Raw genomic sequence first — 20933 nt, 5'->3', positions numbered from 1 at the left:
AATATATATAAGGTGTCTTGTCGTGATTTAAGATAGACAATCAATTATAAAAGGAGCTGATTCAAATGAAAAGAATTCCACTTAGTATGGTGATAAAAGATTTGTCGCATATTCCTCAATACCCGCTTCCAGCTGAATTTCGAATTAGGTTATTTGAAAAAGGTGATGAACATCATTGGGCATTTGTGGAGGCGAGTGTAGATGAATTTGAAAGCGAAGAAGCTGCTTTAGCGCATTTTTATAAAGAATTTGGACCATATATTGATGAAATGACAAATAGATGCTTGTTCATCGAGAATAAAAATGGAGAAGTGATTGGAACAACAACGGCATGGTATGGTGACTTAAAAGGAGATGGAGAAATAACAGGAAGAATTCATTGGGTAGGAATTGTCCCTGCATATCAAGGACAGAAACTCTCCAAACCTTTACTAAGTGCGGCGATGAATATCTTGGCTAAATATCACTCAAAAGCATACCTTACATCGCAAACAACAAGTTACCAAGCGGTTAATATGTACTTAAACTATGGGTTTAAACCGTTTATCACTGCTCCGAGCTGTCATGAAGCTTGGTCCTTATTAGAGGATACTTTAGAGCGAAAAATATTAAAGTGAGCCAATGTCAAAATTTAAGTAGCTATATTTGGATCTGATTAATCCGTATTTTGGAAAATTTAACGGTTGCTTTCCACTAAAAATGCTCAAGTAGTCTTTTATTGTAAACTAAACTATTGAAATAGGTAAGGAGTTAGCTGCAATAAGAATAATATATGTGATTAAATTATGAAAGCAATGGAAATAATGAAAATAAGTTGAGAATGGGTGTTATTAGTGTAGGGTAAATCAGTACCTATCATGCTGAAATTTATGCAAAGCTCCCACAAGTAGAATTTGTTGCTTCGTGTGAATACAATGACAAAAGAAGAAGCTGAGGTTAGAGAAATATTTGGTTACGAGGTTTATAAAGAGTGTAAACACTTGTTAGACAGATATTGATTAGTATGTATCGATTCTTAAAGAGCGGCTGATTCGATTGGACGTTCTAGTAACGAAGGTCAAAGGTGGGTTTTCATTGAAAATGAAAATGGCAAAATTCTAATGAATGTTTGACTATAATTAAGTTGCAAAACGACTAATTTGATTTCTCTTATTAATATGTACTTAATCTGAAAACTACTTGCAACATACATTAAAATACAATACAATAAAAAACATATATAAGTAATCAACAAGGATAAGGAATAGTAAAGATGCCCTTTTGAAAGAAGAGAACTGACGGATGGTGCAAGTCAGTCAAAAACATCTTGAACTCACCTTTGAGTTGCAAGTGTGAACTTTTAGTAATGCTTGCCGTACACCTGCGTTAAAGGATAATGAAGCGAGTGATTTATTCACTAATTGTGGGTGGTACCGCGGGAGATTATACATAATGCCTCTCGTCCCTATTTGGGATGAGCGGCTTTTTATTTTGGTCAAAACAACTTTATGGGAGGATTTAGGATGAGTTTTAATCATCAGAAAATAGAACAGAAATGGCAAAAGTTTTGGGAAGAAAACAAGACTTTTAAAACAAGTGAAGAAAAAAGCAAGAAAAAGTTTTATGCTTTAGATATGTTTCCATACCCATCTGGAGCAGGACTGCATGTTGGGCATCCAGAAGGCTATACAGCAACAGATATTCTCTCGCGTATGAAAAGGATGCAGGATTTTAATGTTCTTCATCCAATGGGGTGGGATGCATTTGGTTTACCTGCAGAACAATATGCGCTAGATACTGGTAACCATCCAGCTGAATTCACACAAAAAAACATCGACACATTCCGCCGTCAAATTAAATCATTAGGCTTTTCCTATGATTGGGATCGCGAAATTAACACAACAGATCCAGAATATTATAAGTGGACACAATGGATTTTTCTCAAATTGTATGAAATGGGCTTAGCTTATGTCGATGAAGTAGCAGTAAATTGGTGTCCAGCATTAGGAACGGTTCTAGCTAATGAAGAAGTTATTGATGGTAAGAGTGAACGTGGTGGACATCCAGTAGAAAGACGTCCGATGCGTCAATGGGTATTAAGAATAACAGCATATGCTGATCGTTTGTTAGAAGATTTAGATGAAGTAGATTGGCCAGAAAGTATTAAAGAAATGCAAAGAAATTGGATTGGGCGTTCAGAAGGAGCAGAAGTTACCTTCCAAATTGACAATCATGATGAGTCATTCACTGTCTTTACAACAAGACCAGATACATTATTTGGTGCCACTTATGCAGTTCTTGCTCCTGAACATGCTTTAGTAGAGAAAATTACAACTTCAGAGCAAAAAGCGGCTGTAGAAGCTTACTTAGAAAAGGTTAAAAGTAAGAGTGATTTAGAAAGAACGGACTTAGCGAAAGAGAAGACTGGTGTATTTACTGGTGCTTACGCGATCAATCCAGCAAATGGCGAAAAAATGCCAATCTGGATCGCTGATTATGTCCTTGTCAGCTACGGTACAGGAAGTATTATGGCTGTACCTGCACATGATGAAAGAGACTATGAATTTGCTAAAACATTTGGTTTGCCAATTAAAGAAGTGGTAGCTGGAGGAAATGTAGTAACAGAGGCCTATACTGGCGATGGGGAACATGTAAATTCTGATTTTCTAAATGGTTTAAATAAAGAAGAAGCTATTGTCAAAATGATTACTTGGTTAGAAGAGAAAGAAATAGGAACGAAGAAAATCACTTATAGACTTCGTGATTGGCTATTTAGCCGCCAGCGCTATTGGGGCGAGCCAATTCCTATTATCCATTGGGAAGATGGCACAATGACAGGTGTTCCAGAAGAGGAATTACCATTGACACTTCCAGAAACATCTGAAATTAAGCCATCTGGAACAGGTGAATCTCCGTTAGCGAATATTTCAGAATGGGTAAACGTTGTTGATCCTGTTACTGGCAAAAAAGGCAGACGTGAAACAAATACCATGCCGCAATGGGCTGGAAGCAGCTGGTATTACTTGCGTTATATTGATCCGAAAAATAACGAGCAGATTGCTGATCCAGAAAAAATTAAAGAATGGCTACCAGTTGATATGTATATTGGTGGAGTAGAACACGCTGTCTTGCATCTATTATATGCACGCTTCTGGCATAAAGTACTTTATGATTTAGGTGTTGTTCCTACGAAAGAACCATTCCAAAAATTATATAATCAAGGAATGATCCTCGGTGAAAATAATGAAAAAATGAGTAAATCAAAAGGAAATGTCGTAAATCCAGATGAAATTGTAGCTAGTCATGGTGCAGATACACTTCGTCTGTATGAAATGTTTATGGGACCATTAGATGCTGCCATTGCATGGTCAACAAATGGACTTGATGGTTCAAGAAGATTCCTTGATCGTATTTGGCGATTGTTAGTTGATGATAATGGAGAGCTTACTTCTAAAGTTCAAGATATAGAGGAAATGAAGGGGTTAGATAAAATTTATCATCAAACAGTGAAAAAAGTTACAGAGGATTTTGAAGCACTTCGCTTTAATACGGCTATTTCACAAATGATGGTGTTTATCAATGAGTGTTATAAAGCAGATCGTATTCCGAAGAAATATGTAGAAGGATTCGTGAAATTACTTTCTCCAATTTGCCCGCATATTACTGAAGAGCTATGGCAAATCATTACTGGTTCTAATCAATCCATTGCCTATGAAGCCTGGCCAGCATATGATGAAGCAAAATTGGTTGATGATGAAATCGAAATTGTCATACAAATTAACGGTAAAGTGAAAGCGAAACTAATGGTTCCAGCAGATGCTAATAAAGATGCGTTAGAGCAGATTGCTATGGAAGATAGCCAAGTTAAAGAGCAGATTGATGGCAAGCAAGTACGTAAAGTTATTGCCGTTCCTGGTAAATTAGTTAATATCGTTGCAAATTAAAAGGGAGAGGCTGTCTTTTTTGACAGCCTCCTCTTTCGGTCAATTAGGCAGACTAATTGCATAACGTAGTCATTTAATCTATATTACAATGAGAGAAACTATATACACAGTATAAAAGGTGATAATGGAGGAAATAAAATGGATACGATAAAAACAATTACTACTGAGGAATTAGAGGAAAAGCTGACTAATGAAGAAAAGCTAGAATTAGTTGACGTTCGGGAAGACGAAGAAGTAGCAGAAGGAATTATTCCTGGAGCAAAACACATTCCAATGAATAGCATCCCTGAAAATTTAGATTACTTTTCAAAAGATAAAGAATATATCATGATTTGCCGCTCAGGCAGACGAAGCGAAAATGTATGTTACTATTTGCAAGACCAAGGCTTCAAAGTGGTAAATATGGAAGGAGGCATGCTAAATTGGCATGGCAAAACAGTTTAAAGGCTGATAGCTAATATAAACAAAAAAGCTCAAAGATAAGGTATTATTCTCCTTTATTCTCTGAGCTTTTTATATGGACTTCGTTTACATAACTTAAATGAAATCTAAAAGTGTCTACACTCTGAAAGTATAAGAATAGCTTGTTAAGAAATTCAAAAGAAAGTTAAAAGTTTTTATATAATTGATTGAATAGTAAGAATTTTGTCTATCCTTTAACTATAACCTACAAAATAATAGGGAGAGGAAGAAAAGATGATTAAAGTGAAATTATTTGATCAAGAGCACGAGAAGGATCTAGAATTACAGATGAATAAATTTTTACAGAAAATAGATGAGAAGAAATTAATCGATATCAAATACAATGTCGCAGCCATGCAAGAGGATGAGGAGGATCAAATCTATTGTTTTTCCTCCATGATTATTTACAGAACTTAATTAGAGAAAAATAAAAAGCAGAAGTGCCTTTGTGAAAAGCACCTCTGCTTATTTTTATTCACTTTTAGCAACTAAAGCAGCATTGACACCTGCCAGCCTTCCTGTTACAAAAGCTGATGTAATATTATAACCTCCAGTATATCCGTGAATATCTAATATTTCACCACAGAAGAACAATCCTTCCGTCATTTTCGATTCCATTGTCTTAGGGGCAATTTCCTTTATAGATACACCACCGCCAGTGACAAAAGCTTTTTCTATCGGTAACGTTCCGTTTACATCAAAGGTGAAAGCTTTACATAGACCAACAAAGACTCTAATTTTATCTTGAGAAATAGTTGCACATGGAGCTGCTGGATCGATATTTGCTAGCTCCAGCAAATATAATAAATATCGTTCTATTAATAGACCTTTTAACGTATTTTTAATTGCTTTCTTTGGTTCAGTTTTCAGCAATGTCATTGTCTCTTGAAAAAGCTCTTCTTCTTTCTTATCAGGAAATGAGTCAATGGAAACTTTCACTTCCCCTAAATTCCATTTTTTCTTTGCCTTCACGACAAATTGGCTGCATCGTAATACGGCTGGACCACTAATACCAAAGTGGGTGAATATCATATCCATTTGATGGGTAATAATAGGTTTGCCTTTCGGGTTAAGTACACTTAATGCTACATCTCTTAGTGAAACCCCTTGTAGAGTTTTATTTTGAATAAATGCTTCTTTCGAAGTGATAGGTACTTCTGTTGGAAATAAATCCGTTATTGTATGCCCTGCTTTTTTAGCCCATGCATAGCCATCCCCTGTTGAACCAGTATGTGGTACAGATTTGCCACCAACTGCAATGATCAGTGACTTACAGGTTTTAGTTTCACCATTTTGTAGAATCACCGTTTTTGTTTTATTTTCATGATAGTTAACTGTCTTTACTGGGGAATTGGTCTGAATGGTTACCCCTAATCTGTCAAGTTCGCTTAATAAGGCATCTACGACTGACTGTGCTTTGTTGGAAACAGGAAACATTCTGCCGTGATCCTCTTCCTTTAAAGCAATCCCCAGCTTTTCGAAAAAAGCGATAATATCTTCATTGTTAAATTCAGAAAATCCACTGTAGAGAAAACGCCCATTTCCAGGTATATGCTTTATGATTTCCTCTATTGGAAGCCTATTAGTTACGTTGCAGCGTCCTCCGCCTGAAATGGCTAATTTTCTGCCAAGCTTATTTCCTTTATCAATTAGTAATACTTTCGCCTGTTGTTCTGCCGCTCCAATTGCGGCCATTAATCCTGATGGTCCTCCGCCAATCACGATTACATCATATTGCATATTACATCCTACTTTCTTGAAAAAGTGTCGTTTTCTTTGTTATTATTTTAGTTTGTATCTATCTTATAAAGGAATATGTCTGTTAGCCACTAATTTAAAAAAAGGGGATTCTTTCCTTTTATAGTAATCCATAACCGCATCATGCTCTTTATTAAAAGTAGCGTTTCTTTTTAAGAAAGGGTACACTACTAATAGTGTGTAAGAAAATGTTCATATTTACTTTTAATCGAATATATTTTATTACCTATTTTCGTGGTAAAATACTTATTTGTGTAACGTTTTAAGAGAGCTTCGTTTAAGGAAGGGATTTTATGTCATCAAAATTGCTTAAAGGCACATTTATTTTAACACTTGGGACCATTATATCCAAAGCGTTAGGGTTATTTTATGTTATACCATTCAATATGATTGTCGGAAAACAAGGGACAGTGCTATATCAATATTCTTATGTAGCTTATACTATTGTAATAAGTATTGCAACAGCTGGTATTCCATTGGCTGTAAGTAAATTTATTTCGAAATATAATGCAATGGGAGAATATAAAGTAGGAAGAAGATTATTTAAGTCAGGATTAGTGATCATGCTGGCAAGTGGGGTCCTGTCTTTTTTAGCTTTATATGCAGCAGCTCCTTTTTTAGCAGGGCTTATTATATCAGATGATGACTTGACCTCAACCGTAGGGCAGGTTACAACAGTTATCCGCGCAGTAAGCTTTGCATTGATTGTCGTTCCGTTTATGAGTTTAATCAGAGGCTTTTTTCAGGGGCATGATGCAATGGCACCTTCAGCTGTCTCGACAGTAATCGAGCAGATTGTTCGAATTGTTTTCTTACTTGGCGGGTCAGCAATTGTTCTGTTTATATTAAAAGGAAAATTGATTACTGCAGTCAGTATTTCCGTTTTTGCAGCATTTGTCGGTGCAATAGGTGGACTTGCTGTGCTGCTATTGTATTGGCGAAAAAGTAAAGATGAGTATGATAATCTTTTATTATATGATAAAGGCATGCAGACAGATATTCGTCTGCGCTCCATGTATAAAGAAATTCTTTTGTCTGCTGCTCCATTTGTTTTCGTGGGAGTGGCGAATCCGTTATTTCAGGCAATCGATACTGTTACTTTTAACCGTGCGATGAGTAGTATTGGGTTAAGTTCAATCTCTGAAACAGCCTTAAATATTTTTAATTACCAAACCCATAAAATCATTATTATTCCCGTATCGCTTGCAACTGGTTTTTCGATGGCATTAATTCCAATGATTACAAGAGCCTTTATAAAAGAGGATCATACCGATCTTGCCACAAACTTAAATCAAACTTTCCAAGTCTTATTATTTATTACGTTGCCCGCATGTATTGGTCTTTCTGTTCTAGCAGAGCCGGTGTATCGGTTGTTTTATGGGACAGAAGATCTTCTAATGGGTGCAGAAGTGCTAAGATTGTATGCTCCTGTTGCCATTCTTTTTTCCCTTTATCCAGTTACCGCGTCCATCTTACAAGGGTTAAATGAGCAACGATTTACTATATTAAGTTTATTAGTAGGGATTTTAATTAAATTAAGTTTAAATATCCCGTTTATAGAAAGATGGGAAACAAATGGCGCTATCCTTGCAACTTCATTAGGGTATACAGTATCTATTCTCATTAATTTAGGGGTAATAAAGGCATACGCAAATTATTCCTATAAAATAGTTATTCGAAGAAGCATTCTCATCATTGGATTTTCGGTAATGATGTATATTGTAACAAATATTGTCTATTCATTACTCCGGTTATTTTTATCAACAGAGTCTGTTGTAGCTTCTTTATTAATGGTTGTTATTGTAGCTATTTTTGGAGTTCTCATATACGTATATTTAGCTTACCGCTCTAAATTGATTTATCGCATTTTTGGAGAGCAAGCTAATAAAATAAAACAAAAATTTAGACTTCCTTTTTAATTTAGGAGAAATAGTAGGAAGCAAGCTTTTAAATAATAGGAAAGAAAAGAGCCTTTAAAAATAGAAATAATAGATAGAGGTTGAGTTTATATGCGAATAGATAAAATGCTCGCTAATTTAGGGTACGGAAGTAGAAAAGAAGTGAAAATGCTCCTGAAAAATAAGGCAGTAAAAGTAAATGATGTAATTATTAAAGATGCTAAGCATCAAGTAGATCCGGAAAAGGATGAAGTATCGTTAAATAATGAAATAGTCGAATACAAAGAGTTTATTTATTTAATGATGAATAAGCCACCTGGCATTATTTCTGCAACTGAAGATACAAGAGAAGAAACAGTGGTAGACATTCTGCAAATAGAGGATTCCGTTTATAATCCATTTCCTGTAGGAAGGTTGGATAAGGATACAGAAGGCTTACTTCTGCTCACAAATGATGGGAAATTAGCGCATCGTTTATTATCTCCCAAAAAACACGTTCCGAAAACGTACTTTGCCGTTATAAGTGGGAAAGTAGGCGAAGAGGATATCGAGGCATTTAAAAAGGGCGTTGTTTTAGATGATGGATACCTTACGAAGCCTGGTCACCTATTAATATTAAAAGCTGGCGAAACTTCTGATATTGAACTAACGATTTCAGAAGGAAAATTTCATCAAGTGAAAAGAATGTTTGAAAGTGTTGGGAAAAAAGTTGTTTATTTAAAGCGAATTTCCATGGGACCGTTGGAACTGGATGAAACACTAGAGCTCGGAGAATATCGGGAGTTGACAGAAGAAGAAATAGAGCTGTTAAGAAACTATGAAGTAAATAATTAGAATATGGCCATAATAGTCCATATTAGTGGAGTAAAAGTAAAAACCTTACTTGGATTTTAGGAAAATATCAATCCTTTCCTGAAAATCTAGTAAGGTTTTTGCTTTTATTATACAAAATTTAAACTTAAGTTCGTTCCATTCGTTTTAGGATGTCATTTTTACTTTTTTTCTAGTTGTTGTCCATTTTCCACGACTTGGACTTTGTACCAAGTCATTATAAGCTAACACATTCAAATCTCTTTGAATCGTTCGCGGAGTAATACCAAATTCCTCCACTAGCTCTTGTGTTGTGACAGTTCCACGCTTACTAATAAACATGTAGACGGATTTGATACGGTTTAACATCCGGTTAGTTGAAGGTTTCAATAAACCACTCCCTATCCTTTTTTCAAACCTTTGGCAAATTCCAGCGACCGACAGCTTATTTGAAGAGTAAAATCTTCAAGCGTATGTAATTTTCTTTTCCACAGACAACCCCTTTTCAACTGGTTAAATAAATAGTGAAATAGTTAATAGAATGAAATTCTATATAAATATTGTACCCCTATTTACTAATATATTCTACATTATTTGCGTTAATTTACAAAATATTTGCTTATTTATGTATTTATTTACCACCCCCTGCAGGGTTTCTTTACATTCATCATATGGGATTTATGTTTATGATATGAATAAAAATGCGAAAAGTTAGTAAATAACTTTCTTTCCCGATTTTTGTGGTTGATAAACCAAATGAAATAAAAAAATAAAACGGGATAAGGTTTTTTAAATTCTCTTTAAATTCTTTTTAAAGTCTTCAATCATTCTTCTATGGCTGCCGACCATTTTTTCTGGTAGTTCATCTAAATTGAAATATCGGAGACTGAATGCCTCCTCTTGATCATTTTTGAGCTTTCCTTCATATTCTGAAGTGCAGTAGGCAGTTGTTACGGTGTAAAAAGGGTCCCCATTTGCGGCCACCGCAAAATAATCTTTCCCAGAATAAACGGATAATAATTGAAGATTCGTTACTTGCAGACCCGTTTCTTCGAAAACTTCTCGTTTTGCTGTTTCTTCTGTGCTTTCTCCTAATTCCATTAATCCACCAGGTAAACCCCACACATGTTTAGGATGTTTTCTCTCTTGCAAAAGTATTTTCTGATCTTTATCGAACAGGATAACTACTGCTCCAACAAGAATAATAGGCATTTTTCCGACAAGCTTTCTTAAATCTTCTACGTATCCCAATTAAATACATTCCTTCCATATGCTAGATTAAATAAGTATAGCTTTGTTTTTAATAAAAGGTATACTATACTTAATGATAATTTAGTGGAATAGGGATTTAAAGCTTTTATTTTTCATATAAAGCGTTTTATGATATGTTTTTTCTATAATATATTTATAAGCTTGCAAGGAGGCAGCTATGAGTTCAATTGATTGGTTAAATGAAGTACATAATCGTAAAGATAGTTTTATTAAGGATTTGCAAGGGCTGTTGCAAATTAAGAGTGTATTAGATGAAGAAAATGCAACAGAGGATGCACCTTTTGGAAAAGGTGTGAAAGAAGCATTAACCTATATGCTATCCTTGGGTGAAAAAGATGGTTTTGTTAGTAAGAATGTAAAAAATGTTGCTGGACATTTACTTTATGGTAGTGGAACAGAAAGCGTTGGGGTTCTTTGCCATGTAGATGTTGTTCCTGAGGGAGATGGATGGAAAAGTGATCCTTACAAGGCAGAGATTCGCGATGGGAAAATATTCGCAAGAGGCGCTTTAGATGATAAAGGCCCTACAATGGCTGCTTACTATGCAATGAAAATTGTGAAGGAGCTGCACCTTCCCTTAACGAAAGAGGTTCGAATGATTATTGGAACCGATGAAGAAAGTGATTGGAGATGTGTAGAGACTTATTTTCAAGAAGAAAGTATGCCTACAATCGGCTTTGCTCCTGATGCAGATTTTCCGATTATTTATGCGGAAAAAGGAATTTCTGATTTTGACATTGTACAAAAATACACGGAAGCATCTAGCGATTCCGGTGAAGTTAAAATTCTCTGTTTTTCATCAGGTAGAAGATATAATATGGTCCCAGACTTTGCGCAAGCTGTGTTAGAAGTCAAAGAAGGAGAGCAAACGGAGATTATTCAACGATATCAAAATTATTTGAAACTTGAAAATATCCCTGGCCGCTATTTAGTTGACAATGGCGATTTAGTATTAGAATTAGAGGGAGTTTCAGCACATGGTCTAGAGCCTAATAATGGCATAAATGCTGGATTAAAGCTGGCTAATTTTCTCGTAGAGTTAGAATTGGATGAAAAAGCGGACCATTATTTTCAATTTGTAAGAAACTTCTTTGTGAATGACTCTAGAGGAAAAAAACTTGGTATCGATTTTGAGGATGAGATAACAGGAGAGCTGACATTAAATGCTGGGATATTGGATTATCAGGCAGATCATGGTGGGAAAATAGGACAGACAGTACGTTATCCTGTTACCAATGATATGGATCAAACAAAAGAAAAATTAATAAAATTACTAGCAGAACATAATTTCAGCTTGGAAAATTTCACGGATTCTAAACCGCATTATGTAGAAAAAGACTCTGAATTAATTCAGACACTAAGCAAAGTCTATGAAGAGCAAACTGGTGAAAAGGCGAAGCTTTTATCAATTGGTGGAGGCACTTATGCTAGGTCGCTAGAAAAAGGAGTTGCTTTCGGACCACTCTTTCCAGGAAGAGAAGATATTGCGCACAAAAAAGATGAATATATGTATATAGAAGATTTGTTGAAGGCAACTGCTATTTATGCACAAGCAATATATGAATTAGCTAAATAATGTTTTATTAAAGGAGAAGAGAAAATGAGAATGGTGTTAATGAATGGGGAGTTTATACCAAGAGAACAAGCGAAAGTAGATATTGAAGATAGAGGTTATCAGTTTGGCGATGGGATATATGAAGTAATCCGTGTGTACAATGGTAAAATGTTCATGGCGAAGGAACATCTAGAACGATTATCTGCAAGCAGCGAGAAAATAGGCATAGCTATTTCTTATTCCATCTCAGAATTAACTAATCTTTTAGAAGAGTTAATTGCCAAAAACTCATTAAGCACCGGTATCCTTTATATGCAATTCACAAGAGGCGTGAGCCCGCGAAATCATAGCTACCCAACAGAAGCAGTTACTCCAACCTTTGTAGCTTATACTAAGACGTTAAATAGACCACTTGATAATTTGGAAAATGGTGTCAGTACCATTACCGTAGAAGATATTAGATGGTCACGATGTGATATAAAAAGTTTAAATTTGCTTGGAAACGTAATGGCGAAACAAAAAGCTGCAGAAGCAGATTGTTATGAAAGCATCCAGTATAGAGAGTTATCTGTAACAGAAGGTAGCTCTTCAAATATTTGGATTGTTAATGGAGAAAAGATTCAAACACACGAAGCAAATCAATTTATATTAAATGGAATTACTAGACAAAAAATTATTCAATTATGTGGCGAAAATGGGATTGAGGTTGAAGAAAAGGCATTTTCTATCGAAGATTTAATCGATGCTGACGAAGTTTTTTTATCCAGTACAACTTCCGAAGTTACACCAATCGTTTCTGTGAATAATGTCCCCGTCAAGGAAGGGAAAGTTGGAGAAATGACAAAAAAACTCCAAAATTTATTTGTTGATGCAATCATTAGTGAGTGTGGACAAATAAGCAATTAGTTTTTGCTTATAAAAATAAAAAAGAGTTGTTTCAGACTGGCTAATAGCTATGTTTCTGAGACAACTCATTTTTTTAAGAAAGCAATTCGATGGAAAGTAAGGTATAGTAAGCATATATATTTCTAAAATATCGTACAGATACGGTTAAAATTAATCCGATAGGTTATATAATAGAATAAAGTTACTAGGAGCTATAACAAAACAAAGACAGGCTGTTCTCCGTAAAGTATGTTTCTTATAAAGGAAATACAAGGCCGTGCGTTAAGGTAGGCCAGAATTTAATGAATTTTATGAGGAAATAATAATCTGGAGAAAAAAAGCTAAAAGGAAGATTAGATTATGAAGACAACTATTCCTCATTACTTTATTGGTATTAAGCCAAATGTACAAGTTATAAATGAAATAGAAAAGATACAAAAAGAGTTACAACTAAAATTTCCTTTTAAGAAATGGGTGCATCCTTTAGATTATCATATTACACTTGCCTTTTTAGGAAGTGCCTCCGATGAACAAAAGGAAAAGTTACATGTTCTTTTAAATCAATCATCTCCTTTAAGTACTAATTTTCAAATACATATAGATCATTTGGGTGTTTTCGGCCAGCGACAAAATCCGCGGATTTTCTGGGCAGGGATGAAAGAAGAGCAGAAACTGGTTGAGTTAAGAAATCAGGTCTTTGCTGTAAGCAGCAAGGCTGGTTTTCAGTTAGAAACGCGGCCATTTCATCCACATTTGACTTTAGCGAGAAAATGGAAGGAAGACACCATCTTTTCAGAGCAGGAGTTAAACGAGTTTTCAATGCCTGAAAATTTTATTTCTAATGTTGATAGCATTCATCTGTTTCAAACACATATGGATAAAATACCTAAATATGAGATAATAAATAGTTACAGCTTTCATAATTACAAGCAATAGAAACATTGTAATATAGGGGGAAAAAAGCTTGGCGCAGTTAATCAAATTGCAAGATTATGTTTCGCGATATGAGCAGAACATTGTCTTGTATCCATCACGTTTTGTTCGTTTAAAAAAACAACAATGGACAGGATTAAAGAGAGCTTTTGATACTAAAGACAGAAGTCTCTTTTACATAGAGAATCCAATAGAAGACAACTGGTTAATGGAAAAACCGACTTTGCTGGAAAGAGTAAAGAAAACCATCTTAAATCGAAATAAGTTGGAAGATGCAGAAACGGCCAAAATTAATGAAAGCGAAAAAAAGGAAGAAGATGAAGAAGAACTAGACTTTGATTACGATGCCAAAAAATATAAACATCCACAATCAATCGATGAGTTAAAACAGCAGTTTCTAAATCAATTATTTGAATTTCAGCTCAAATGGGCCAGTTCTACGCTCACAGAAATGTCAAAAGTAAAAAAAACACTTTATTATGATGATTTATTAAAATATTTCTTGCAAAGATTCCCAGATACCTTTTTGGTTCTCTATCAACCGCTATTTCAATTGAAGAATGCTCCTGTTGAATTGGACACCATTATAGTTACACCAACAGATGTTTGGTGTATACATGTTCTTGAAGCAGAGAACTCAGCTGTATTTGTTGGTTCGAATGATAAATTTTGGCTTAAAAAAAAGGGGGATAAGGAGAAAAAGATTCTTAGTCCTGTCATATCTATAAACAGAACAGAGAAAATTGTAAAGGGTATTCTAGAAAAGTATGACATTACTTTACCTGTACAAAAAGTAATCCTTACCCGAAATGGCTATGTTGATTTTCCAGCACCACCATATGATTTGAAAATTATCGAAAAAAGAAACTATGAAGAATGGTTTCATAAGATGAGAAATAACCATTCACCAATTAAAGCAATTCAATTAAAAGCAGCAGAAAGTCTTTTACATTATGGTTTGACGAATGCGAAAAGAAGGTATGAATGGGATACAGAGGAATCATAAGCAATAATGGGGAAGTTGAGAATAGATAGATGTTCATGAGAAAAGGGAGTTGAGGGATTTGTTATCGATAAGAAGGAGTTTCTTTGCCTATTTAGATGAAATGTCATTAATAACTGTTCTACTTCCCTATTCGTATTTCCAAGGGGAATCAACATCATTTATATTAAGAGGGAATAATCAAGCTATTAATCTTGTGATTGAATCCAAAGAAAAAATGCAGCATTTCGTCAAGTACAAATGCCGTACGCTTAATAAGATACAGATCGGACAAAAATATGAAGTCGAAGATGGAAATAAAGGTGTGACAGATTTACAGATAGGTGCGGTTATCAGAACACCTTTATTTGATGAGGAGTTTTATTATGATGGACCACTAGGTGTTCATTATGCTTCCGATCAGTGCACTTTCTATCTGTGGGCTCCCACTGCCCAACAAGTGAAATTAGTGCTGCAATCTCCAGATCCATCTAGTAAGGAAAGACGTATTGTAGAGATGGAAAGACAAGAAAAAGGTGTTTGGAAAACAACCTATTTAGCAGATTTGGAAGGTTATTATTACAGCTATCTAGTCCTTATTAACTTGGAATGGAAAGAAGCGATTGATCCATATGCTGTCGCTGTTTCTGTAAATGGAGAAACAGGAGTAATCGTTGACTTAAATAAAACCAAAAGGCAGAAACCAGCCTTGCCGCCGTTAGAACAGGATGTAGATAGTATCATCTACGAAGCTCATATACGCGATTTAACGATACATCCTGACAGTGGAATTCAGCAAAAGGGCAAATATGTTGGAGTGGCAGAATTAAATACGCAAACGCCCCAAAACAATCTGTCAGGGCTAACCTATATTAAAGACTTAGGTGTCACCCATATAGAGTTCCTCCCAGTACACGACTTTGAAGAAATTGATGAGCTAGAGGTGCTAAAAAAATACAATTGGGGCTATAACCCTTCCCATTATAATGTTCCAGAGGGCAGTTACTCAACAAACCCAATGGATCCTTATGTAAGAATTAATGAATTGAAAGAAATGATTCATGCTGTACAGGAACAAGGCATTCGTGTGATTTTGGATGTTGTATATAATCATGTCTATAAAAAGGAAGATTCCTCTTTTGAAAAAATCGTTCCAGGTTATTACTTCCGCTATGATAAGCATGGTATGCCAGCAAATGGAACTGGAGTAGGGAATGACATTGCTTCTGAACGATCGATGGTAAGGAGATTTATTGTCGATTCCGTTCGTTTTTGGATAGAGGAATATCAAATAGATGGATTACGTTTTGATTTGATGGGAATACTTGATTGCCAAACAATGAATGAAGTCCGGTCAATTTGTGATAATGTTGATAAGAGCATCTTAATTATTGGAGAAGGCTGGGATCTTGCAACCCCCATCAATCATGACAAGAAAGCCATTATTGCTAATCAACAGTCGCTGCCTAGAATAGGCCAGTTTAATGATCAATTTAGAGATAAAATAAAGGGGAGCACCTTTGATCAATATGATCGAGGATACGCGCTTGGAAATATGCAATATAAAGGAGAAATTGCTGAATTATTAGCTGGAAGCGTTGGAATCTATAAAGAGGGTGGCATGTTTCTTGAACCAGGGCAATCTGTAAACTATGTGGAATCACATGATAATCATACATTATGGGATAAAATCGATATTTGTTTTCCAGAGGCATCAGATGAAGAGAAAAGGAGAAAACATCGACTGGCAACTTCTCTTGTTCTTCTAAGTCAAGGAATCCCTTTCTTGCATTCGGGACAGGAATTTTTTCGCACAAAATTTGGTGTGGAAAATAGTTATCAATCGCCTGATGAGATTAATCAGTTAGATTGGAATAGAAAAGACCAATTCTTAAGAAATGTTGACTATATAAAAGGATTAATTTCCCTAAGAAAAAATAATCGTGCTTTCCGGTTACGATCTGTGGAAGAAATCCAAAAACATGTAACTATAAATCAGCAAGCAAATGAAGTTATCCAGTATTGTTTAGATGATTTGCAGCAATTTGGAGAATGGAAAACTATCATCGTATTGATAAATGGTAATGAGTCTGCAGAGAAAGGCTTTTGTCCGGAAAATGAATGGAAGATACTTGTGGAAGACGGAATCGTATATGAAGAGGACTATCCAATAATACATGGAGACAGCCTAATAGTTAACCCAAGTAGTGTAACGATACTTGCCAAATAGCATGCTATTTGGCAAGTGAGATTACTATTGCCTGAATAGTGGGAATTTCACGAGAGATGTTCTTAATAGGAGAATTCGATATTTTTTAAGAGAAATATTTATTTTAACTGGAGATTCACTTGACTAAAAAATGAAATAAGAGATAATATTTAAATGAGAAACTTTCAATTAAAAATAAGTATTTAAGTAAAATTTAATATAAAATGATTGGAAATATTGGATACATAGTATAATTGTATGGATACTATGTCCTTTTTCTTTTTTATCTCATTAAATTTTAGGCACATATGTGCTAGTTAAAGATTGATAGCTGTACGATGAGTATAATTTACTATAATTGATGAATAGCTAATAACCATTTTTGTTTGTTCTTCCTACAAATTTAGGACAAAAAAGACTCAAACAGGAATTTCTCATCTTTTTTTTGGAGCATAATATATAGTAGGTGAACAATTTTGGAACATTTATTAGGGCAAGATTGGGAAATAACTCCTGCAGGTGGAGAAACAGGCGAAGCCTTTTTTGCACAAAATAATGGACAGAAGCTTTTTTTAAAACGAAATTCTTCTCCATTTTTAGCTGTGCTGTCAGCAGAAGGAATTGTCCCAAAACTTGTTTGGACAAAAAGATTTGAAAACGGAGATGTTTTTACTGCCCAGCAATGGCTGATTGGTAGAGAATTTAGTCATTCGGATATGACGGATGAAAGAGTAACCATGTTACTCAAAAAAATTCATACCTCTAAGCCTTTATTAGAGATGCTCAAAAGACTAGGTAAAACATCTTTTCATCCTGAAATGATTTTGTCAGTCATAAAAGCAGAAATAGACGATGAATTAAAAGATAACGAAGATATCATTCGTTATATCCAATTTTTAGAGGATAATCTTCCGTTTATCAAAACAACAGAGCATGTCGTTTGTCATTGTGATGTAAATCATAACAACTGGCTGCTTTCTGAAGACAACCAGTTGTATTTAATTGACTGGGATGGTGCAATGATTGCAGATCCAGCCATTGATTTAGGCATGTTACTTTATTGGTACATTCCAAAGGAAGATTGGAAAAATTGGTTACATACTTATGGGTATGAACTTACCGATCATTTATCCTTAAGAATGAAATGGTATGTTATTGCTCAAACGATTAATTCCATACGTTGGTATAAGAAAAAAGGCCGATTTAGCGAAATGCAAAAATGGATGCAATTTTTACATGACATTGATTAATCGTCCATTTACCTTTTTAAGATAAATTGTTAATTCCATCTACCCATTGCGACAATTGGTCTTGGTGTGAATGAATATGATTGTCTAAATTGGAGGCATTGACTCCTTGCTTGCTGTAAAGGTGTACTTCCTCTAAAATCGGAAGGATATTTTGATCAATTTGATCATTGGTTCTTAAAGAAGTAATCAATCTTTCGATCTGTTCGCATTCTGCTACAGATCCACAGCAATCTGTTTGTTGATTACTGAGAATATCGGCTAATAATGCTAGTTGATGCTCATGGTTTATAGGCACATAGAACACCCTTTCTATAGGTTCTAGTATGAAAAGAGTAAAATCATTCTTTTCAAATACCAGTTAAGGAATTCACTTATAGGTTGTGAATTCTTTTTTTCTTTATACAAATGTTCCTAATGTAAATTTATCCTTCAAAAAAATCAATTGCCAAGAAAAGAGTATTGCATCGATGTATAATGCATGATATTGTTTGAAACGATAGTTATTAATAAGGAGTGTCCACATGCGATTAAGACATAAACCATGGGCGAAAGATAAATTAAGTGCATATCCGCAATATGTTATCCAAACCCCGGAAGATTGGAAAGGGAAATGGGATCAGGCATTTAGTCAAAAAGGGCCGATCCATATTGAGATTGGTACTGGAAAAGGTAGATTTATCACAGAAATGGCAAAAGCAAATCCTTCTATTAATTATATTGGCGTAGAACTTCAGGAAAGTGTCATTGTTTCTGCGTTAGATCGATTAATTGAAGCAGAAGTACCAAACTTGAAGTTAATGAATATAAATGCAGAAAAGCTTAAGGATTATTTTGAAAAAGGAGAAATTGCACGAGTTTATTTAAATTTTTCCGATCCTTGGCCAAAAACAAGACACGAAAAACGAAGACTTACGTATAAAACGTTCTTGGATTCATATCAATCAGTTCTCATTGATAAAGGAGAAGTGCATTTTAAAACAGATAACCAAGGGTTATTTGAATACTCTCTTAAGAGTTTTTCTGAATATGGAATGCTTTTAAAATATGTAAGCCTTGATTTGCATAATAGCGATTATGAGGGCAATATCATGACTGAATATGAAGAGAAATTTTCTAATCGAGGAAATAGAATTTATCGTTGTGAAGTGCAATTTAAATAAGAGTAAAAGAGGTTGGAGACGTAACCTTTCCAGCCAAGATATACCCAACCAATGATACGAAGATTTCAAAAATATTTCGTATCATTGGTTGGGTTTTTTATTCTTTTAAATTGCTTTGTCCCAGCTGCTAAAATACAGTTAGGTTAATTGATTAACATCAAGAATCCTGCCTGTCTCACTATCTGAAATGAATTCATATACTTCTTGTGTGTCACCGTTCATGCGAGTGATACCACCTCTATAAACGGTAAGGGAAGATGCTTGCGTATGAAGTATTTCCTTCTCCATATTTATCCAAGATCCGTTAATCGGTCCCTTTTCTTTAAAAGCAGTTTTAGCTAAAGATAAGACCTGGTCACCCGAAAGACTACTATTTTTAACAATGACTTCTTTCACGATATAGCTTGCGGCTAGTCCTGCCACAACACCGCCTATGATATGTTTCCAATTCATAATAGAACTCCTTATGTTTTGTGTCGTATTTTTTTGTATTAGGCTAAATACTTCGAGCTACAAAAAAGTAGATATTGTTATTATAACTAATTTATATCATAGAAGAAATGATTAGCCGATTTCTTCCTGAATACTGGTTCTAGGTTTTAAAGTGGATAATTTCTAATTGGTTAGAGGAAAGTAGTGGTATGCAGTTAGATATTTCGGTACAATAAATATATTATCAAAATACATAGTAATTAAAGGGGTTTAACTAGAATGGAACAACAGACATTAGATATGTTTCGAACATTAACGGAACTTCCGGGAGTAGCTGGAAATGAACACCAAGTTCGAAAATTTATGAAAGAACAATTAAGTCTTTATACAAATGAAATCGTACAAGATAACCTTGGCAGTATTTTTGGGGTCAAAAGAGGAACGGAAAATGGACCAACTGTTATGGTTGCCGGACATATGGATGAAGTTGGTTTTATGGTTACTGCAATCACGGATAACGGAATGATTCGTTTTCAGCCTATCGGTGGCTGGTGGAGTCAAGTTCTTTTAGCACAAAGAGTACAGATTATAACTAATAAAGGACCTGTTACTGGGGTAATCGGTTCGATTCCTCCACATCTATTGGACGAAGCATTAAGAAGTAAACCAATGGATATAAAAAATATGCTGATCGATATCGGAGCGGATGATAAGGAAGATGCATTGAAAATTGGGATTAAGCCTGGTCAAATGATTGTGCCAATTTGTCCATTTACGCCAATGGCTAATGAAAAGAAAATTATGGCAAAAGCCTGGGATAATCGTTATGGTTGTGGTTTAGCGATTGAATTGTTAAAGAATCTTCAAGGGGAGGAGATTCCGAATATCTTGTATTCTGGGGCTACTGTGCAAGAGGAAGTAGGTCTTAGAGGTGCTAGAACTGCAGCTAATATGATTAAGCCAGATGTATTTTATGCTTTAGACGCAAGTCCTGCAAATGATGCCTCTGGTGATAAAAATCAATTTGGTCAGCTTGGAAAAGGAGCATTGTTACGCATTTATGATGCCACGATGGTTATGCATAAAGGGATGAGAGAATTTATTTTAGATACAGCGGAATCTAATAATATTGCCTACCAGTACTTTATTTCACCAGGCGGAACGGATGCGGGACAGGTTCATATTTCAAACAATGGTGTACCTAGTGCTGTTATTGGCATATGCTCACGTTATATTCATACAAGTGCTTCTATTATCCACATCGATGATTATGCGGCAGCAAAAGAACTGGTAACTAAATTAGTAAAAACAACGGATCATACAACCATCGAAACACTGCGTGCAAATCAATAATAACCAAAACTATTTTTAAAATAATGCATATAAAAAATTTAATCAAAGGTA

General features: G+C 34.9%; 19 protein-coding genes and 1 other annotated feature. Of the genes, 14 read left to right on the top strand and 5 right to left on the bottom strand.

Annotation, left to right across the window (positions count from 1 at the left end):
• Positions 1 to 65 precede the first annotated feature (65 nt).
• The 4 genes from NST77_RS14010 to NST77_RS13995 all read left to right on the top strand — a co-directional run bounded on the left by NST77_RS14010 (position 66) and on the right by NST77_RS13995 (position 4802).
• Positions 66 to 617, top strand: coding sequence for a GNAT family N-acetyltransferase (locus NST77_RS14010; protein WP_123258096.1), 552 nt, complete (start codon positions 66 to 68; stop codon positions 615 to 617).
• 607 nt (positions 618 to 1224) lie between these two features.
• Positions 1225 to 1449: a binding site (T-box leader), on the top strand.
• Between the two features lie 53 nt (positions 1450 to 1502).
• Positions 1503 to 3923: a leucine--tRNA ligase gene (gene leuS, locus NST77_RS14005; protein ID WP_341123122.1), complete on the top strand. Its 2421-nt coding sequence runs from the start codon at positions 1503 to 1505 to the stop codon at positions 3921 to 3923.
• 138 nt (positions 3924 to 4061) lie between these two features.
• On the top strand, positions 4062 to 4367 hold the full coding sequence (locus NST77_RS14000) for a rhodanese-like domain-containing protein (protein WP_095332479.1): 306 nt from the start codon (positions 4062 to 4064) through the stop codon (positions 4365 to 4367).
• A 252-nt stretch (positions 4368 to 4619) separates the two neighbouring features.
• On the top strand, positions 4620 to 4802 hold the full coding sequence (locus NST77_RS13995) for a sporulation protein Cse60 (RefSeq protein WP_047944513.1): 183 nt from the start codon (positions 4620 to 4622) through the stop codon (positions 4800 to 4802).
• Positions 4803 to 4856: 54 nt separating this feature from the next.
• On the opposite strand, the gene NST77_RS13990 is transcribed toward NST77_RS13995, so the two are convergent.
• Positions 4857 to 6125, bottom strand: a complete 1269-nt coding sequence (locus NST77_RS13990) for a BaiN/RdsA family NAD(P)/FAD-dependent oxidoreductase (protein WP_341123121.1) — start codon at positions 6123 to 6125, stop codon at positions 4857 to 4859.
• A 311-nt stretch (positions 6126 to 6436) separates the two neighbouring features.
• Between NST77_RS13990 and NST77_RS13985 the strand changes: the two genes are divergently transcribed.
• A complete protein-coding gene (locus tag NST77_RS13985; protein WP_341123120.1) occupies positions 6437 to 8062 on the top strand; it encodes a putative polysaccharide biosynthesis protein in 1626 nt (541 codons plus the stop codon).
• Between the two features lie 90 nt (positions 8063 to 8152).
• Positions 8153 to 8875 (top strand): pseudouridine synthase, encoded by a 723-nt coding sequence (locus NST77_RS13980; protein ID WP_341123119.1) that lies wholly within the window; start codon positions 8153 to 8155, stop codon positions 8873 to 8875.
• 144 nt (positions 8876 to 9019) lie between these two features.
• Here NST77_RS13980 and NST77_RS13975 read toward each other — a convergent pair whose 3' ends face one another.
• Together NST77_RS13975 and NST77_RS13970 are read right to left on the bottom strand one after the other, a co-directional pair.
• On the bottom strand, positions 9020 to 9241 hold the full coding sequence (locus NST77_RS13975) for a DeoR family transcriptional regulator (RefSeq protein WP_016202849.1): 222 nt from the start codon (positions 9239 to 9241) through the stop codon (positions 9020 to 9022).
• A 399-nt stretch (positions 9242 to 9640) separates the two neighbouring features.
• Positions 9641 to 10102, bottom strand: coding sequence for an NUDIX hydrolase (locus tag NST77_RS13970; RefSeq protein ID WP_341123118.1), 462 nt, complete (start codon positions 10100 to 10102; stop codon positions 9641 to 9643).
• 178 nt (positions 10103 to 10280) lie between these two features.
• Here NST77_RS13970 and pepV point away from each other — a divergent pair, with 178 nt between their 5' ends.
• From pepV to NST77_RS13940, 6 genes are all read left to right on the top strand, one after another.
• On the top strand, positions 10281 to 11699 hold the full coding sequence (gene pepV, locus NST77_RS13965; protein WP_341123117.1) for a dipeptidase PepV: 1419 nt from the start codon (positions 10281 to 10283) through the stop codon (positions 11697 to 11699).
• A gap of 24 nt (positions 11700 to 11723) precedes the next feature.
• On the top strand, positions 11724 to 12584 hold the full coding sequence (dat, locus tag NST77_RS13960; protein WP_341123116.1) for a D-amino-acid transaminase: 861 nt from the start codon (positions 11724 to 11726) through the stop codon (positions 12582 to 12584).
• A 339-nt stretch (positions 12585 to 12923) separates the two neighbouring features.
• Complete coding sequence (thpR, locus tag NST77_RS13955; protein ID WP_341123115.1) at positions 12924 to 13499, top strand: RNA 2',3'-cyclic phosphodiesterase; 576 nt, start codon at positions 12924 to 12926, stop codon at positions 13497 to 13499.
• 28 nt (positions 13500 to 13527) lie between these two features.
• The gene (locus tag NST77_RS13950) at positions 13528 to 14502 is read left to right on the top strand and encodes a nuclease-related domain-containing protein (protein ID WP_095332463.1); all 975 of its coding nucleotides are present in this window, start codon (positions 13528 to 13530) and stop codon (positions 14500 to 14502) included.
• Between the two features lie 58 nt (positions 14503 to 14560).
• Complete coding sequence (pulA, locus tag NST77_RS13945; protein ID WP_341123751.1) at positions 14561 to 16708, top strand: type I pullulanase; 2148 nt, start codon at positions 14561 to 14563, stop codon at positions 16706 to 16708.
• Positions 16709 to 17163: 455 nt separating this feature from the next.
• Positions 17164 to 17937, top strand: coding sequence for a phosphotransferase family protein (locus NST77_RS13940; RefSeq protein WP_123258092.1), 774 nt, complete (start codon positions 17164 to 17166; stop codon positions 17935 to 17937).
• A 16-nt stretch (positions 17938 to 17953) separates the two neighbouring features.
• On the opposite strand, the gene NST77_RS13935 is transcribed toward NST77_RS13940, so the two are convergent.
• Positions 17954 to 18232 (bottom strand): YtzH-like family protein, encoded by a 279-nt coding sequence (locus tag NST77_RS13935; protein WP_047944503.1) that lies wholly within the window; start codon positions 18230 to 18232, stop codon positions 17954 to 17956.
• 226 nt (positions 18233 to 18458) lie between these two features.
• Here NST77_RS13935 and trmB point away from each other — a divergent pair, with 226 nt between their 5' ends.
• Entirely contained in the window at positions 18459 to 19097 is a 639-nt protein-coding gene (gene trmB, locus NST77_RS13930; protein ID WP_047944502.1) for a tRNA (guanosine(46)-N7)-methyltransferase TrmB, read from the top strand.
• A 138-nt stretch (positions 19098 to 19235) separates the two neighbouring features.
• Here trmB and NST77_RS13925 read toward each other — a convergent pair whose 3' ends face one another.
• A complete protein-coding gene (locus NST77_RS13925; protein ID WP_095332457.1) occupies positions 19236 to 19550 on the bottom strand; it encodes a PepSY domain-containing protein in 315 nt (104 codons plus the stop codon).
• A gap of 258 nt (positions 19551 to 19808) precedes the next feature.
• Here NST77_RS13925 and NST77_RS13920 point away from each other — a divergent pair, with 258 nt between their 5' ends.
• On the top strand, positions 19809 to 20882 hold the full coding sequence (locus NST77_RS13920; RefSeq protein WP_095332455.1) for a M42 family metallopeptidase: 1074 nt from the start codon (positions 19809 to 19811) through the stop codon (positions 20880 to 20882).
• The last annotated feature ends 51 nt before the right edge of the window (positions 20883 to 20933 follow it).

Source organism: Niallia sp. FSL W8-0177, assembly GCF_038006285.1.
Lineage (GTDB): Bacteria > Bacillota > Bacilli > Bacillales > Cytobacillaceae > Niallia > Niallia circulans_A.
This window is presented reverse-complemented; position numbering and strand designations above follow the sequence as displayed.

Excerpts from the sequence above, each read along its gene's own strand:
- NST77_RS14010 (WP_123258096.1), top strand. The coding sequence starts at position 66 with ATGAAAAGAATTCCACTTAGTATGGTGATAAAAGATTTGTCGCATATT.
- leuS (WP_341123122.1), top strand. The coding sequence starts at position 1,503 with ATGAGTTTTAATCATCAGAAAATAGAACAGAAATGGCAAAAGTTTTGG.
- NST77_RS14000 (WP_095332479.1), top strand. The coding sequence starts at position 4,062 with ATGGATACGATAAAAACAATTACTACTGAGGAATTAGAGGAAAAGCTG.
- NST77_RS13995 (WP_047944513.1), top strand. The coding sequence starts at position 4,620 with ATGATTAAAGTGAAATTATTTGATCAAGAGCACGAGAAGGATCTAGAA.
- NST77_RS13990 (WP_341123121.1), bottom strand. The coding sequence starts at position 6,125 with ATGCAATATGATGTAATCGTGATTGGCGGAGGACCATCAGGATTAATG.
- NST77_RS13985 (WP_341123120.1), top strand. The coding sequence starts at position 6,437 with ATGTCATCAAAATTGCTTAAAGGCACATTTATTTTAACACTTGGGACC.
- NST77_RS13980 (WP_341123119.1), top strand. The coding sequence starts at position 8,153 with ATGCGAATAGATAAAATGCTCGCTAATTTAGGGTACGGAAGTAGAAAA.
- pepV (WP_341123117.1), top strand. The coding sequence starts at position 10,281 with ATGAGTTCAATTGATTGGTTAAATGAAGTACATAATCGTAAAGATAGT.
- dat (WP_341123116.1), top strand. The coding sequence starts at position 11,724 with ATGAGAATGGTGTTAATGAATGGGGAGTTTATACCAAGAGAACAAGCG.
- thpR (WP_341123115.1), top strand. The coding sequence starts at position 12,924 with ATGAAGACAACTATTCCTCATTACTTTATTGGTATTAAGCCAAATGTA.
- trmB (WP_047944502.1), top strand. The coding sequence starts at position 18,459 with ATGCGATTAAGACATAAACCATGGGCGAAAGATAAATTAAGTGCATAT.
- NST77_RS13925 (WP_095332457.1), bottom strand. The coding sequence starts at position 19,550 with ATGAATTGGAAACATATCATAGGCGGTGTTGTGGCAGGACTAGCCGCA.
- NST77_RS13920 (WP_095332455.1), top strand. The coding sequence starts at position 19,809 with ATGGAACAACAGACATTAGATATGTTTCGAACATTAACGGAACTTCCG.